Here is a 223-nt window from a genome sequence, read left to right as displayed (position 1 = left end):
GATTACTGGCCGCCACTCCTCCTCGCCTTCAAGGCGAACCGATAGATCGGCAGTCCAGACTCCTTCGGCGAAGACGCGACGATCAATCCGTAGCCTTAAGTCCGTTCGGTCCGCGCGGGTTTGGGTGACCGTGATACTGTCACGATCAGGATACTGGACAGGGCGGCGGCCGACGGCCGCCTCGATCACGAGCTGGTCACCATTGATGGTATGGACGAGATCA

At 60.1% G+C, this 223-nt stretch carries 1 protein-coding gene; it reads right to left on the bottom strand.

The annotated features are described in order from the left end of the window. The coding region (locus E4K09_RS29785; RefSeq protein WP_204985729.1) for a hypothetical protein at positions 1–223 on the bottom strand (223 nt) is incomplete at both ends.

It is taken from the genome of Microvirga pakistanensis, assembly GCF_004458765.1.
In the GTDB taxonomy this organism is placed as follows: Bacteria; Pseudomonadota; Alphaproteobacteria; order Rhizobiales; family Beijerinckiaceae; genus Microvirga; species Microvirga pakistanensis.
Note: the sequence above shows the minus strand (reverse complement) of the source record. Positions and strands in the feature narration are given on the sequence as shown.